The sequence below is a fragment of the Streptomyces cyaneofuscatus genome (assembly GCF_000718135.1).
GTDB classification, from domain to species: Bacteria; Actinomycetota; Actinomycetes; order Streptomycetales; family Streptomycetaceae; genus Streptomyces; species Streptomyces cyaneofuscatus.
Window position 1 is genome coordinate 284,270 of record NZ_JOEM01000016.1, and the last position, 12,928, is coordinate 297,197.

The window sequence follows — 12,928 nt, forward strand, 5'->3', positions numbered from 1 at the left end:
ACGCGGGGTGGGGTGCTGTCTCCTGCGGCAGCACGCTTCCGCCGATCACGCGGATCTGCCGGGCCCCGCCACGGAACAGGTGCTCGCGGCCGCCGGGAAGCGGATGGGTACTGGCCCACTACTTCGACTCGGTGGCGGAGACGCTGACGAAGATCGCCGAGGGAGACCATCCGGTCTGCGAGGTCGCCGAAGGGCGACTGGTCTGGTCGTGAAACGAAGACCAGTGGTGGTGAGTTCCGTACATCTCGGAGCTCAAGGGCGGGGGAGTCAGTCGGACGGGTCGGGACCTGTGGAAGGAGTGCTTTCGATGGGGCCCGCGAAGTCCGGGCTGGTGTAGTCCGGGCCCGTGAAGTCCGGGCTCGTGAAGTCCGGGCTCGTGAACGGCGGTCTGCCGTAGCCGGTCTCCGGGATGGCCGCGGGGCGCTGTGTACGCGACGCGGGGCCGGCGGTGGGGTCGGAGAGCGCGTCCCGCAGGAACGGCAGGATGCCCCGCTCGAGCAACGCATGGCGCCAGGCCTCCCGGGCACGCGCCACTTCCTCCGGCAGCGCGTCCTCGGTCTCCTCGGGGGAGAGGGTGGAGAGGGAAACCGAGCCGCTGCGCAGCGCCGTCATGAGCAGACCGAAGACGGCGACCAGTATCGCGGCTGCCGCGACTGCGCCGAAGAACCATCCGGTGGTGAAGAGGGTCCGGGCGAAGGCCGACTCGGGAGCGAGCATCTTCAGAATGAATCCCACGAGAAAGGAGAGCACCGCGGCCCCGCCGGCAAGCACGGGAGTGAGCACCGCGACAAGGGCGACGGGGCCCGCGCCGCTGGCCGCGTAGTCCCTTCGGCGTGCGGCGGCGAGCCCCGTCACACCCGTACGCGCACCTGGATCAGCGGAGCCGGGTGCGGATGCTGATGACGACCGGGAGGACGGCGTCGGCCGGCGCAGTTCCTGGCGGATCTTGACGTAATGCTCGTACTCGGTTGCCGCAGCCGCCGTGATGAGTGCGGTGGTGTTGAGCGCCATGATGCGAAGCTGTTCCGAGGTGAGGCGATCGCCGATTCCGGCCAGATCCGGACGTTCCTGAGCGTGACGCAGCGCGTCACCGAGAGTCCGCTCGTACTCTTGGCGGTCCTCGTTCAGCAGATGCGGCGCAACCGACCCGGTGCTGCGCGAGCCGTATTCCTCGCGGTCCTCACTCGGCGTACGGGGCCGAACGCCGCCGCCTTCGTACCGGGAGGGCCCCATCCGGTGCTGGGCCGGTGGTGGCGGGCTCGGCGTGTCCGGCGGGGGATCGGAGCGGCTTGTGCCACCGGTTTGCGGCGCAATCGCCGTCCCCTCCGGGGCGTTGCGCGGGGATGCCGACGACATGGGCGGGCCTGCCTGGATGCCCAGGACCGACGTCAGCAGACGGCGCCCGAGGGGAAGCCGGCGCTGGCGCGCGACAGCGGACGGCCGGTTGCCCGGACGGTTGGCGCCCAGGATTGCCGCAGTGATACGTCGGCTCGCGGAGGGCCGCATCATCGTGTGGTCCCTTCCTCGCCGATGGCCGGTCCGAGCGGATGACGCAGTGCTGCGCGATCATCGAGTGCACCGCCTGGTCCGTCGGTGGGGTCCACCGGCCGGCCGTTCGGCTGCGGGGCGTGGGGTCCGGTGCCCGGCTGGGGGCCGGTGGGGCCGGTGGCGAAGTCCGGCCCGGTGACGTTCGGAAGGGGAAGGCTCTGTCGGCGGCGTTCGTCGGCCCCTGCGGAGGCAGCGCGCACCGCCGATGACGGCTGCGCCGGTCCGGCCGTGGACGGCTGCGCGTCGGAGAGCGGGGACCCGGAGCCGGCCGGTGCCGGCTGCTGGGCGGGCGGCACGGCTCCAGGAGAAGCTTGGGCGGCGTGTTCTTCGGCGACCGCCCCTGCCTGCGGTGCGCCGTTGACCCCATCGCTGATCGACTGGACACGGCCGAGCTGAGTAAGGATCACCGGGGCCGAGATGCCGACCACGATGGCCGCGTACGCACCGCTGACCTGTCCCGTGGTACCGAAGAGCACTGCGGCCCCGGCCCCCATCGCACTGTGCACGACGGCTGCGACGGGGTCGGCGACGGGGTCGAAATAGTCCTGGAACCTGGCCGGTACGTTCTCCTGCCCGGGAGGTAACTGCCGATAGGCGCGGCGGTCCGACTGCCAGTCCAGAAACCGGTTGTAGGCGTCGAGGAGCCCGCGCAGCGCACCTCCCGCCGCACCCAGCAGGATCAGCATCGGCACGTCCACTACGCCCCCCGTGTGGTACAGACTGCACGCTTCCGCCATAGGAGCCTGCCGCCTGAGCATAGGGGCACGTGCAGGACCATGGGGAGCCCGTCCTGACGACCCTCCCAGCGCGAGAGGACCGTGTCCCCCCGCCGGCTGGACGGCGGGGGGACACGGTCCTCTGTTCGGCGAGGCCGGCTACTTCTTCGGGCAGGTCACCGTTCCTATGACGATGCCGCTGAAGGCGCCGGTCATCATCCCTACAGCGACCCCGGGGGGACCGCCGAGGAGGCCTGAGATGCCTCCGCTGACGATGCTGGTGCCGATCTTCGCGGCCATGCACTTGTCGTACGCGTCCCTGTCCTGTGCGGCGCTGAAGGCCACCGCTCTCATCGTCCAGGTGCTCTTCTCGGCGGAGGCATGGCCGGCGGGAGTGCCGTCGCCCAGGGAGAAGGTCGGGGGCGACATGGTTCCCGTGATGGTGTCGCCGGATACGCCTTCGATGGTCTGAGTGACGGTGGCGCCTTGCACCGTGAGAGCGGCCTTGTGAATGACGCCGTTGGTGTCGGTGACGGCGCCGGGCATGACCGTCGCAATGGTCGCACCGTCCGCGTCACTGACCCTGACGCCGCCCTGTACGGCGGTCAGCTTGCCGCCTGCGGGCACGTCCATGACGGCGGACGCGGTCTTCGCGATGACGGTGGGCTTGACGTCGTCGCTGGTGGAGCCACTGCCAGGAGGGTTCACGTTCGTACGGGCGACGTACATCGTGGTGCCGGCCGTGGAGTTGATGACCGGGACTGTGACGGTCGCGTCGGTCTTCCAAGGCTGGTTGTCGGTGTTGAACGTCCAGGTGCCGGTGACCTTCTTGCCGACGGCGGCGAAGTCGACCCAGGCGTAACTCTTGGGAGGGACGGTCACGGAGATGCCGTTGATCGTCGACTCCTCCGAGGTGTACGTCTGCGTCGCGGTCAGCTGGTTGCTGATCATGGCCTGAACAGGGGTGGAGACTCCGACCGAGGTCGACAGGCCGGCTGAGAACGACTGGGCCCAGCCGGAGTGATAGATCGTGGTGAAGATCTGGGTCATCGTGGTACCGGTGTCGTTGAACCAGACCGAAGAAGCGGGACGCCTGGGCAGTACCTCGGGCTGGCCTTCGGAGTTCTGCTTCCACGAGCAGGTGGAGATCTTCTTGGAACACAGATCGCTGTAGTACTCCAGGGCGAGACTTCTGGCCTCGGCTGCCTTGTACTCGGGCAGCGTCCACTGCTGGCTCGCGCTGCCGTTGCAGACGTTGGGCTGGGCCAGGATGCCCCACAGGTGGAGGCCGCCACGGTTGTCCATGCAGTACTCAGTGCCCGTCTCGGCACGGCGGACGATGCCGAAGGTGTTCGGCTTGCCGTCGACGGGGCGGAAGTGCCACTGCTGACCGTCCTGGCCGCACGACCTCTGAGTGGCGGGCTGGGTCGCGTAGATGCACTTCCCGGAGGACGTGCTGGCGATGTTGAACTGGCCGGGAGCGCTGAGCTTTATGAGCCGCCACTGCTTGTAGTTCATCCCGTCGGGGGTGACAGAGATCTGATTGCCGTCGTTGTTTCCAGTGGAGTTGAGGGTGCCATGGGGGTTGGTGAAGGTGTACGCCTCGTCCGTCGCCGCCGCGGCGGACGGTGCTGCGGCGACGGACGGTGCTGCGGCGGCCGGGGCAGCGGCGAGGACCGGCGCGAACAGCCCCAGAGCAACAGCGGGCGCGAGGAGAAGTCTCGCGGTTCTTCTTCTGATTGTTCTCATCGTCGCTCCTTGAGCTTCGGCTGTGCCGCTACATGGGCCCGCAGCGGTGTGTGCTGCGGGCCGGACAGCTGGAAGCTAGGCGCTCAAGGTGCAGGTCAGACAGGTCAAGCAACCGGCCATCGGTGGCCGGTCACCAGCACGCAGCCGAATGGCCGGGTTGTGACCGGCGGGATACCCGGGTCTCCGATCCGTCCGTGTCTGCGGGAACCCTTCAGTGTGCGGTCCGGAGGCAGCACCGCAGCCCTGGTGAGAAGGGGCGGCACCTCACCGTGCGCGCCCGGACGCTCTACGAGCCGGACCCTCCACGGCTCTTCGCCGGGGGTCCCGCTCGGGTGAGATCAGCGGCAGTGGCGCCACTCCCCAGAGCCGACGGGGCTCAGCAAGGCCCTCGAAGACCTCGCCGGCCACGTGGTCGCCACCATTGATCACACACCGTGACTGCGGCGGACCTGGGCCCGCCAGCCAGAATCCTCGGCCGCAGAGCGCGAGTGGTGCCGAAAGAGGCCCTGATTGCATAAAAGTGCGGCCCTGCGTATAGTCATGCCATCGACGAGGAGGGTTCCGATGGTGGTACGCGCAGCGGTGGCAGGGGCGAGCGGATACGCCGGCGGTGAGCTGCTCCGACTCCTGCTGGCGCACCCCGGCGTCGAGATCGGTGCCCTCACCGGACACTCCAACGCCGGGCAGACGCTCGGCTCGCTCCAGCCGCACCTGCGGCCCCTGGCCGGCCGGGTCCTGGAGCCCACCACCGCCGAGGTCCTCGCCGGGCACGACGTCGTCTTCCTGGCGCTGCCGCACGGGCAGTCCGCCGCCGTCGCCGAGCAGCTCGGGGACGAGGTCCTCGTCGTCGACATGGGGGCCGACTTCCGGCTGAAGGACGCGGGGGACTGGGAGACGTTCTACGGGTCCCCGCACGCCGGGACCTGGCCCTACGGGCTGCCCGAGCTGCCGGGCGGGCGGGCCGCGCTCGCCGGGTCGAAGCGGATCGCCGTGCCGGGGTGCTACCCGACCGCCGTGTCCCTCGCGCTCTTCCCGGCGTACGAGGCCGGTATCGCCGAGCCGGAGGCCGTCATCGTCGCCGCGTCGGGCACGTCGGGTGCGGGCAAGGCGGTCAAGCCGCATCTGCTCGGCTCCGAGGTGATGGGCAACATGACCCCGTACGGCGTCGGCGGCGGGCACCGCCACACCCCCGAGATGATCCAGAACCTCAGCGCCGCCGCCGGGCAGCCGGTCACCGTCTCCTTCACACCCACCCTCGCGCCCATGCCGCGCGGCATCCTCGCCACGTGCAGCGCGAAGGCCAAGCCGGGGGTGAGCGGGGAGTCCCTGCGCGCGGTGTACGAGAAGGCGTTCGCGGACGAGCCGTTCGTGGACCTCCTGCCCGAGGGACAGTGGCCCGCCACCGCCGCGGTGTACGGCTCCAACGCCGTACAGGTCCAGGTCGCCCACGACCCCGCCGCCGGACGGATCGTGGTCATCTGCGCCATCGACAATCTCGCCAAGGGCACCGCGGGCGGCGCCCTCCAGAGCATGAACATCGCCCTCGGGCTTCCCGAGGACACAGGTCTCACGACGATCGGAGTTGCACCGTGAGCGTCACGGCAGCACAGGGATTCTCGGCGGCGGGCATCGCCGCCGGAATCAAGGAGAGCGGTAACCCGGACCTGGCCCTCGTGGTCAACCACGGGCCCCGTCGCGCCGCCGCGGGCGTCTTCACCTCCAACCGCGTCAAGGCCGCCCCGGTCCTCTGGTCCGAGCAGGTCCTCAAGGGCGGCGCGGTCACCGCCGTCGTCCTCAACTCCGGTGGCGCCAACGCCTGTACGGGCCCCCAGGGGTTCCAGGACACCCACGCCACCGCCGAGAAGGTCGCCGAGGTGCTGGAGGGGCACAGTGCGGGAGAAGTAGCCGTCGCCTCCACCGGGCTCATCGGCATCCTGCTCCCCATGGACAAGCTGCTCCCCGGCATCGAGCAGGCCGCCGCCGCCCTCAGCGAGCACGGCGGTGAGAAGGCCGCCATCGCCATCAAGACCACCGACACCGTGCACAAGACGGCCGTCGCGGGCGGCGAGGGCTGGACCGTCGGCGGCATGGCCAAGGGCGCGGGCATGCTCGCCCCCGGCCTCGCCACCATGCTCGTCGTCCTCACCACCGACGCCGATGTGCCCGCCCCGGAGATGGACGCCGCCCTCCGCGACGCCACCCGGACCACCTTCGACCGGGTCGACTCCGACGGCTGCATGTCCACCAACGACACCGTGCTGCTGCTCGCCTCCGGCGCCAGCGGCATCACCCCGGAGCAGGGCGCGTTCGCCGAGGCCGTACGGGCCGTCTGCGACGACCTCGCCCGGCAGCTCATCGGGGACGCCGAGGGCGCCTCCAAGGACATCCGGATCGAGGTGATCAACGCGGCCACCGAGGACGACGCCGTCGAGGTCGGCCGGTCCATCGCCCGTAACAACCTCCTCAAGTGCGCCATCCACGGCGAGGACCCCAACTGGGGCCGTGTCCTCTCCGCCATCGGCACGACGAAGGCCGCCTTCGAGCCGGACCAGCTCAACGTCGCCATCAACGACGTCTGGGTCTGCAGATACGGCGGCGTCGGCGAGGACCGCGACCTGGTCGACATGCGCTACCGGGAGGTCAAGATCACCGCCGACCTCGCCGCGGGCACCGAGTCCGCCGTCATCTGGGCCAACGACCTCACCGCGGACTACGTCCACGAGAACAGCGCGTACAGCTCATGAGCGCCGCGCGGAAGCACACCGCACTCCCGAAGGCGCAGATCCTCATCGAGGCGCTGCCCTGGCTGACCCGGCACAACGGCAAGACCGTCGTCATCAAGTTCGGCGGCAACGCCATGATCGACGAGGAGCTGAAGGCCGCCTTCGCCCAGGACGTCGTCTTCCTGCGGCACGCCGGTCTCAAGCCCGTCGTCGTGCACGGCGGCGGCCCGCAGATCAGCGCCCAGCTCGACAAGCAGGGCCTGGTCAGCGAGTTCAAGGCCGGGCTGCGGGTCACCACCCCCGAAGCGATGGACGTCGTACGGATGGTGCTCGCCGGACAGGTCCAGCGCGAACTGGTCGGCCTCCTCAACCAGCACGGCCCCCTCGCCGTCGGCATGACCGGCGAGGACGCCCACACCATCACCGCCACCCAGCACCGGCCCACCATCGACGGCGAGTCCGTCGACATCGGCCGGGTCGGCGAGATCACCGCCATCGACACCGGGGCCATCCAGGCGCTCCTGGACGACGGCCGCATCCCGGTCGTCTCCTCCATCGCCCGCTCCGCCGACGACCACCACGTCTACAACGTCAACGCCGACACCGCGGCCGCCGCGCTCGCCGCCGCCCTGAACGCCGAGACGCTGATGGTCCTCACCGATGTCGAAGGGCTCTACGAGGACTGGCCCAACAGCGACGACGTCATCAGCCGGCTGACCGCCAGTCAGCTGGAGAAGCTGCTGCCCGAGCTGTCCAGCGGCATGGTCCCCAAGATGCAGGGCTGTCTGCACGCCGTACGCAACGGCGTCGAGACCGCCCGGGTCATCGACGGGCGGGTCCAGCACTCGATCCTGCTGGAGATCTTCACCGACGAGGGCATCGGCACGATGGTCGTGCCGGACGCCCCCATCGACGTACACGCAGCCCACGGAGACCAGCAGCAGGGGGAATCATGACCGGCACCGAGGCTTCGGGACTCACCTCGCGGTGGCAGGGCGCGCTGATGGACAACTACGGCACGCCCCGCCTGCCGCTCGTCCGCGGCGAAGGCGCGTACGTCTGGGGCGAGGACGGCACCCGCTACCTCGACTTCGTCGGCGGCATCGCGGTCAACGCCCTCGGCCACGCCCACCCGGCCGTCGTCGAGGCCGTCTCCACCCAGGTCGCCTCCCTCGGCCACGTATCGAACCTGTTCATCGCGGAGCCGCCGGTCGCCCTCGCCGAGCGGCTGCTCCAGCTCTTCGGCCGCCCGGGCCGGGTCTTCTTCGCCAACTCCGGCGCCGAGGCCAACGAGGCTGCCTTCAAGATCGGCCGGCTCACCGGGCGCGGCCACATGGTCGCCACCGACGGCGGCTTCCACGGCCGGACCATGGGCGCGCTCGCGCTGACCGGCCAGCCCGGCAAGCAGGAGCCGTTCGTCCCGCTCCCCGGTGACGTCACGCATGTGCCGTACGGAGACGTGGACGCCCTGCGCGCAGCCGTCACCACCGACACCGCCCTGGTCGTCATCGAGCCGATCCAGGGCGAGAACGGCGTCGTCGTCCCGCCCAAGGGCTATCTGGAGGCGGCGCGGGAGATCACCCGCGCCACCGGCACGCTGCTCGTCCTCGACGAGGTGCAGACCGGGATCGGCCGCTGCGGCCAGTGGTTCGAGCACCAGGCCCACCAAGGCGTGGAGCCTGACCTCGTCACGCTCGCCAAGGGCCTCGGCGGCGGCCTCCCGATCGGCGCGACCGTCGCCTTCGGCCCGGCGGCCGACCTGCTGAAGCCCGGACACCACGGCACCACGTTCGGCGGCAACCCGATCGCCTGCGCCGCCGGACTCGCCGTCCTGGACACCCTCGCGGCCGACGGCGCCCTCGACGAGGTCAAGCGGCTCGGCGAGAAGATCCGCGACGGCGTGGAGGCGCTGGGACACCCGCTGGTCTCCCATGTCCGCGGCAGTGGCCTGCTGCTGGGTATCGTGCTCACCGGACCCCTCGCACCGCAGGTGCAGCAGGCGGCCCAGGGAGCCGGCCTCCTGGTGAACGCGCCCGCCCCCGATGTCGTACGGCTCATGCCGCCGCTGATCATCGGTGACGCGGAGGTGGACGCGTTCCTGGAGATCCTGCCGAGCGCTCTCGACGCGGCACACGGGGACGGACGATCCGGAGCATGACCCTCCGGAGAATGAGGCGACGACGATGACCGAGGCGCAGGAAACCGAGCACGGCGGGCCGTCCGTGCCGCAGACCCGCACCGCCCGCCACCGCCGGATCGTGGACATCCTGAACCGGCAGCCGGTCCGCTCGCAGAGCCAGCTGGCCAAGCTCCTCGCCGACGACGGGCTGAGCGTCACCCAGGCGACGCTCTCCCGCGACCTCGACGAGCTGGGCGCGGTCAAGATCCGCAACACCGGCGGCGAGCTGATCTACGCGGTGCCGAGCGAGGGCGGATTCCGCACCCCGCAGGCGCCGCTGGGCGGCTCGGCCAAGGAGGAGCGGATGCGCAGGCTCTCGGCCGAACTGCTCATCTCGGCGGAGGCATCGGCCAACCTGGTGGTGCTCCGTACGCCGCCGGGCGCCGCCCAGTTCCTCGCCTCGGCCATCGACCAGGCCGAACTGCACGACATCCTCGGCACCATCGCCGGGGACGACACGCTGATGCTCATCAGCCGCGACCCGGCCGGCGGCCAGGCGCTCGCCGACCACCTGCTGAGGCTCGCTCAGAACGACCGCTGAGCCGTTCCGTTCAGAGCCGCGTGATCGCGGTCGGGCCCGAGGTGGTCCCGACCGCGATGTGCGGCCGCCGCTCCGGGTCCGCCCAGGCCAGGATCTCCGCCATGGCATCGGCGGGTACGGACACACAACCCGCCGTCGCCCCGCGGCCGTTGACATGCAGGAAGATCCCGGCGCCCCGGTTGCGTACGGGACGCTCGTAGTTGAAGCCGATCACCAGCGCGTGGGCGTACTGCGTCCCGTACGAGACCAGGTGCTCGGCCTCGTCCGCCCGGCAGTCGGCGGGGCGCGGTTCCACCCAGCGGTTGTACGACGCCGAGGCGTTGTCCTGGCACCACCAGGAGTCCTCGTTCACCTTGCGGTAGGCGTACCTCGTCCCTGCCGGGGCCTCCTGGATGCCGAAGGCGTACGGCAGGTCGTACAGGCCGGTGGGGGTGGTGCTGGTGCCCTGCTCGCGGGTCGCGCCGTCGGCCAGCCCGTTCGCCCCGAACCGCGCGGGCGCCGACCCCGCCGCCACCCACCTGCCCCCGCGCCGCTCCCACCAGGTCACCGTGCCGGTCGTGGAGGCGGTGTCCGGGGCCTCGGCGGTGATGAGCTGGGAGCCGCCGCCGGTGTCCGCCAGCCGGTACGGGAGCGGAGGCGGGCTGTCGGCGGGAGCGGCTCCCAGCGAGCCCAGGGCCAGGGTGAGGAGGACGGCGAAGGTCGGGAGAGATCGTCGGCGCATGCTCCGGACCGTACGGCGACCGCACCCGGCCGCCCACCGGACCTGCTCCGTACGGCCCAGCGGCCCACCCCGCGGGAGGCGTCACCCCGGGAGCGCCCTCCCCGCCGCCCGCAGCAGCCGTTCCGCCGCCACCCGCACCGCGCGCGGCCGGTCCGGCGCGGTCCGCTCGCGCAGCAGGGTCTCCGGAATCCCGGCGGCCTCCGGCAGCAGGGCCCGGGTCGCCGCTCGCACCACGGCCGGGCTCGGGTCGTCCAGCGAGGACGTCAGCCGCTCCCGTACCACCGCCTCCAGCGCGCGCAGCCCGGTGATCGCACACACGCGCACGGCGGGCAGCGGGTGCTCCACCAGTGCCCACAGGGTTCCGGTGTCCGTCGCCCGCTCCCCGCACTCACCGAGCCCGGCGGCGGCCCCGGGGTGCGCGGCCGGTTCGGCGCACAGGGCCCGGTAGAGGGGCAGCGGGTCGATGCCGCCCTGCCGCAGCACATAGCGGGCGCAGGCCCGTACGACGGCGGAGCGGTCGGCCAGGAACGGCTCCGCCTCACCGTGGCGACCGGCCCGGCGCAGCGCGGTCACCCCGGCCGAGCGCACCCGCGCGGCGCGGGCCGTCAGCAGCCGGCCGAGCACGGCGGCCTGCCCCGCCTCCCCGTCCGTTGCGGTCAGGGCGGCGACGGCGGCCTCCGCGCACAGCTCCTGGAGGGTGACGTCACCGCAGGTGGCGGCGGTGGTGGCCAGTTCCGCCGGGGTCAGCAGCCCGCGTTCCACCGCGATCCGGTACGCCAGCCGGTACGTGGCCCGGTCCTGGTGGGCCATCAGCGCCACGACGTCCACCGCCGGCCCCTCCCGCAGCGCGCGTTCCAGCAGGGACCGGGCGAAACCGCCCCGGGTGCGCCGCGACAGCAGCAGGATCAGCTCGGCGAGGGGGAGCAGGGCGCTCCCGGGCAGCTCGGCCAGCAGCACCCGTGATCGCTCACGCACCGGGTCCGCCCAGTCGGAGCACCGCACCACCAGCAGCGGGCGCAACTCCGGTGCGGTGCGGGCCTCCTCCAGCGCCGCTTCCCGGACCCGGCCGTCCGCGTGGCACAGGGCGATGGCGGGCGGCGGAGGCGGGGGCCGGTGAGCCGTGCGGGAAGGGGCCGTTCCGCGCAGCCGGTCAAGCAGCGTCCGGGCCGGTCGTACCGGCTCCTCGGGTGCGCGGGGCAGCAGCCACGGGCGGTCGTCGAGGGCCCGTACGCCGGCGTCGAAGTCCACCCACGCCCGGGCCGGCGCGCCGGCCAGCACCTCGGCCGGCGAGGTGCCCTCGCACACCCGCACCACAGCCCTCAGGGTCTCCCCGTCGTACCCGCCGCACCCGTCCACCGCGTCCCCCTCCCCGTGATCAGGTGCCGATGCTAGAGGTCTTCCGGTCGGACAGCGACGGCGTTTTCCGCCGGGTAAGCCATCCCTGCCCGCTCTGACCTGGTCTTTTGACAAAGCATACGGAGTACCGCATAGTTATACCCATCAGTGATTGCACCGTAAGGAGAAACCCGTGACCGAGCGCGTCGTACTCGCCTACTCGGGCGGCCTGGACACCTCCGTCGCCATCGGCTGGATCGCCGAGGAGACGGGCGCCGAGGTCATCGCCGTTGCCGTGGACGTCGGCCAGGGCGGCGAGGACCTGGACGTCATCCGCAAGCGCGCGCTCGCCTGCGGTGCCGTCGAAGCCGAGGTCGCGGACGCCAAGGACGAGTTCGCCGAGGAGTACTGCCTCCCGGCGATCAAGGCCAACGCCCTCTACATGGACCGCTATCCGCTGGTCTCGGCCCTCTCCCGGCCGACGATCGTCAAGCACCTCGTCGCCGCCGCCAAGAAGCACAACGCCGGGATCGTCGCCCACGGCTGCACCGGCAAGGGCAACGACCAGGTCCGCTTCGAGGCCGGCATCTCCGCGCTCGGCCCGGACCTGAAGTGCATCGCCCCGGTCCGCGACTACGCGATGACCCGGGACAAGGCGATCGCCTTCTGCGAGGAGAAGAACCTCCCGATCGCGACCACCAAGAAGTCCCCGTACTCCATCGACCAGAACGTCTTCGGACGGGCCGTCGAGACGGGCTTCCTGGAGGACATCTGGAACGCGCCGATCGAGGACATCTACGAGTACACCTCCAACCCCGCCACCCCGCGCGAGGCCGACGAGGTCGTCATCTCCTTCAAGGAGGGCGTGCCCGTAGCCATCGACGGCCGTCCCGTCACCGTCCTCCAGGCGATCCAGCAGCTCAACGAGCGGGCCGGCGCCCAGGGCATCGGCCGGATCGACATGGTCGAGGACCGGCTCGTGGGCATCAAGTCCCGTGAGGTGTACGAGGCGCCCGGCGCGATCGCGCTGATCACCGCCCACCAGGAGCTGGAGAACGTCACCGTCGAGCGCGAGCTGGCCCGCTACAAGCGGCAGGTCGAGCAGCGCTGGGGCGAGATGGTCTACGACGGCCTGTGGTTCTCCCCGCTGAAGCGGGCCCTGGACGGCTTCATCAACGAGGCCAACCAGCACGTCACCGGCGACATCCGGATGACCCTGCACGCGGGCCGCGCCGTCGTCACCGGCCGGAAGTCCGACGAGTCGCTGTACGACTTCAACCTCGCCACCTACGACTCGGGCGACACCTTCGACCAGTCCAAGGCGCAGGGCTTCATCGAGCTCTTCGGTCTCTCGTCCAAGATCGCGGCCAAGCGCGACCTCGCCTGACCCCTCTCGTTGTACAGCCGCCTCCCCGT

The 12,928-nt window shown here is 71.1% G+C and carries 11 protein-coding genes; 6 read left to right on the forward strand and 5 right to left on the reverse strand.

Annotated features, from left to right (window positions below):
- Positions 1–267: 267 nt before the first annotated feature.
- The 3 genes from IF17_RS0125815 to IF17_RS0125825 form a co-directional block, all read right to left on the reverse strand.
- Positions 268–1,131, reverse strand: a complete 864-nt coding sequence (locus IF17_RS0125815; RefSeq protein ID WP_051884121.1) for a hypothetical protein — start codon at positions 1,129–1,131, stop codon at positions 268–270.
- A 374-nt stretch (positions 1,132–1,505) separates the two neighbouring features.
- Positions 1,506–2,246: a hypothetical protein gene (locus IF17_RS1000000137220; protein ID WP_051884118.1), complete on the reverse strand. Its 741-nt coding sequence runs from the start codon at positions 2,244–2,246 to the stop codon at positions 1,506–1,508.
- A 177-nt stretch (positions 2,247–2,423) separates the two neighbouring features.
- Entirely contained in the window at positions 2,424–4,013 is a 1,590-nt protein-coding gene (locus IF17_RS0125825) for an RICIN domain-containing protein (protein WP_157851173.1), read from the reverse strand.
- Between the two features lie 564 nt (positions 4,014–4,577).
- On the opposite strand from IF17_RS0125825, the gene argC reads away from it, so the two are divergent.
- Genes argC through IF17_RS0125850 form a run of 5 tightly spaced genes read left to right on the forward strand, consistent with a single transcriptional unit; the run spans position 4,578 to position 9,456 of the window.
- Positions 4,578–5,606, forward strand: a complete 1,029-nt coding sequence (gene argC, locus IF17_RS0125830; RefSeq protein WP_030570376.1) for an N-acetyl-gamma-glutamyl-phosphate reductase — start codon at positions 4,578–4,580, stop codon at positions 5,604–5,606.
- A complete protein-coding gene (gene argJ, locus IF17_RS0125835) occupies positions 5,603–6,757 on the forward strand; it encodes a bifunctional glutamate N-acetyltransferase/amino-acid acetyltransferase ArgJ (protein WP_030570379.1) in 1,155 nt (384 codons plus the stop codon). Before argC ends, argJ begins: the two co-directional genes overlap by 4 nt.
- The gene (argB, locus tag IF17_RS0125840) at positions 6,754–7,692 is read left to right on the forward strand and encodes an acetylglutamate kinase (RefSeq protein WP_030570382.1); all 939 of its coding nucleotides are present in this window, start codon (positions 6,754–6,756) and stop codon (positions 7,690–7,692) included. The genes argJ and argB overlap by 4 nt, the downstream gene beginning before the upstream one ends.
- Positions 7,689–8,894 carry an acetylornithine transaminase gene (locus tag IF17_RS0125845; RefSeq protein ID WP_030570385.1) on the forward strand — a complete coding sequence of 402 codons (1,206 nt, stop codon included), beginning with the start codon at positions 7,689–7,691 and terminating at the stop codon, positions 8,892–8,894. The genes argB and IF17_RS0125845 overlap by 4 nt, the downstream gene beginning before the upstream one ends.
- A 25-nt stretch (positions 8,895–8,919) precedes the next feature.
- Positions 8,920–9,456, forward strand: a complete 537-nt coding sequence (locus IF17_RS0125850) for an arginine repressor (RefSeq protein WP_018515284.1) — start codon at positions 8,920–8,922, stop codon at positions 9,454–9,456.
- Positions 9,457–9,466: 10 nt separating this feature from the next.
- Here the strand turns inward: IF17_RS0125850 and IF17_RS0125855 are convergent, their stop codons facing one another.
- Both IF17_RS0125855 and IF17_RS0125860 read right to left on the reverse strand, forming a co-directional pair.
- Positions 9,467–10,177 (reverse strand): L,D-transpeptidase family protein, encoded by a 711-nt coding sequence (locus IF17_RS0125855; RefSeq protein WP_030570388.1) that lies wholly within the window; start codon positions 10,175–10,177, stop codon positions 9,467–9,469.
- Between the two features lie 81 nt (positions 10,178–10,258).
- Positions 10,259–11,533: a hypothetical protein gene (locus tag IF17_RS0125860; RefSeq protein ID WP_244890547.1), complete on the reverse strand. Its 1,275-nt coding sequence runs from the start codon at positions 11,531–11,533 to the stop codon at positions 10,259–10,261.
- Between the two features lie 172 nt (positions 11,534–11,705).
- Here IF17_RS0125860 and IF17_RS0125865 point away from each other — a divergent pair, with 172 nt between their 5' ends.
- Positions 11,706–12,899 carry an argininosuccinate synthase gene (locus tag IF17_RS0125865; RefSeq protein ID WP_015607439.1) on the forward strand — a complete coding sequence of 398 codons (1,194 nt, stop codon included), beginning with the start codon at positions 11,706–11,708 and terminating at the stop codon, positions 12,897–12,899.
- Positions 12,900–12,928: the final 29 nt, after the last annotated feature.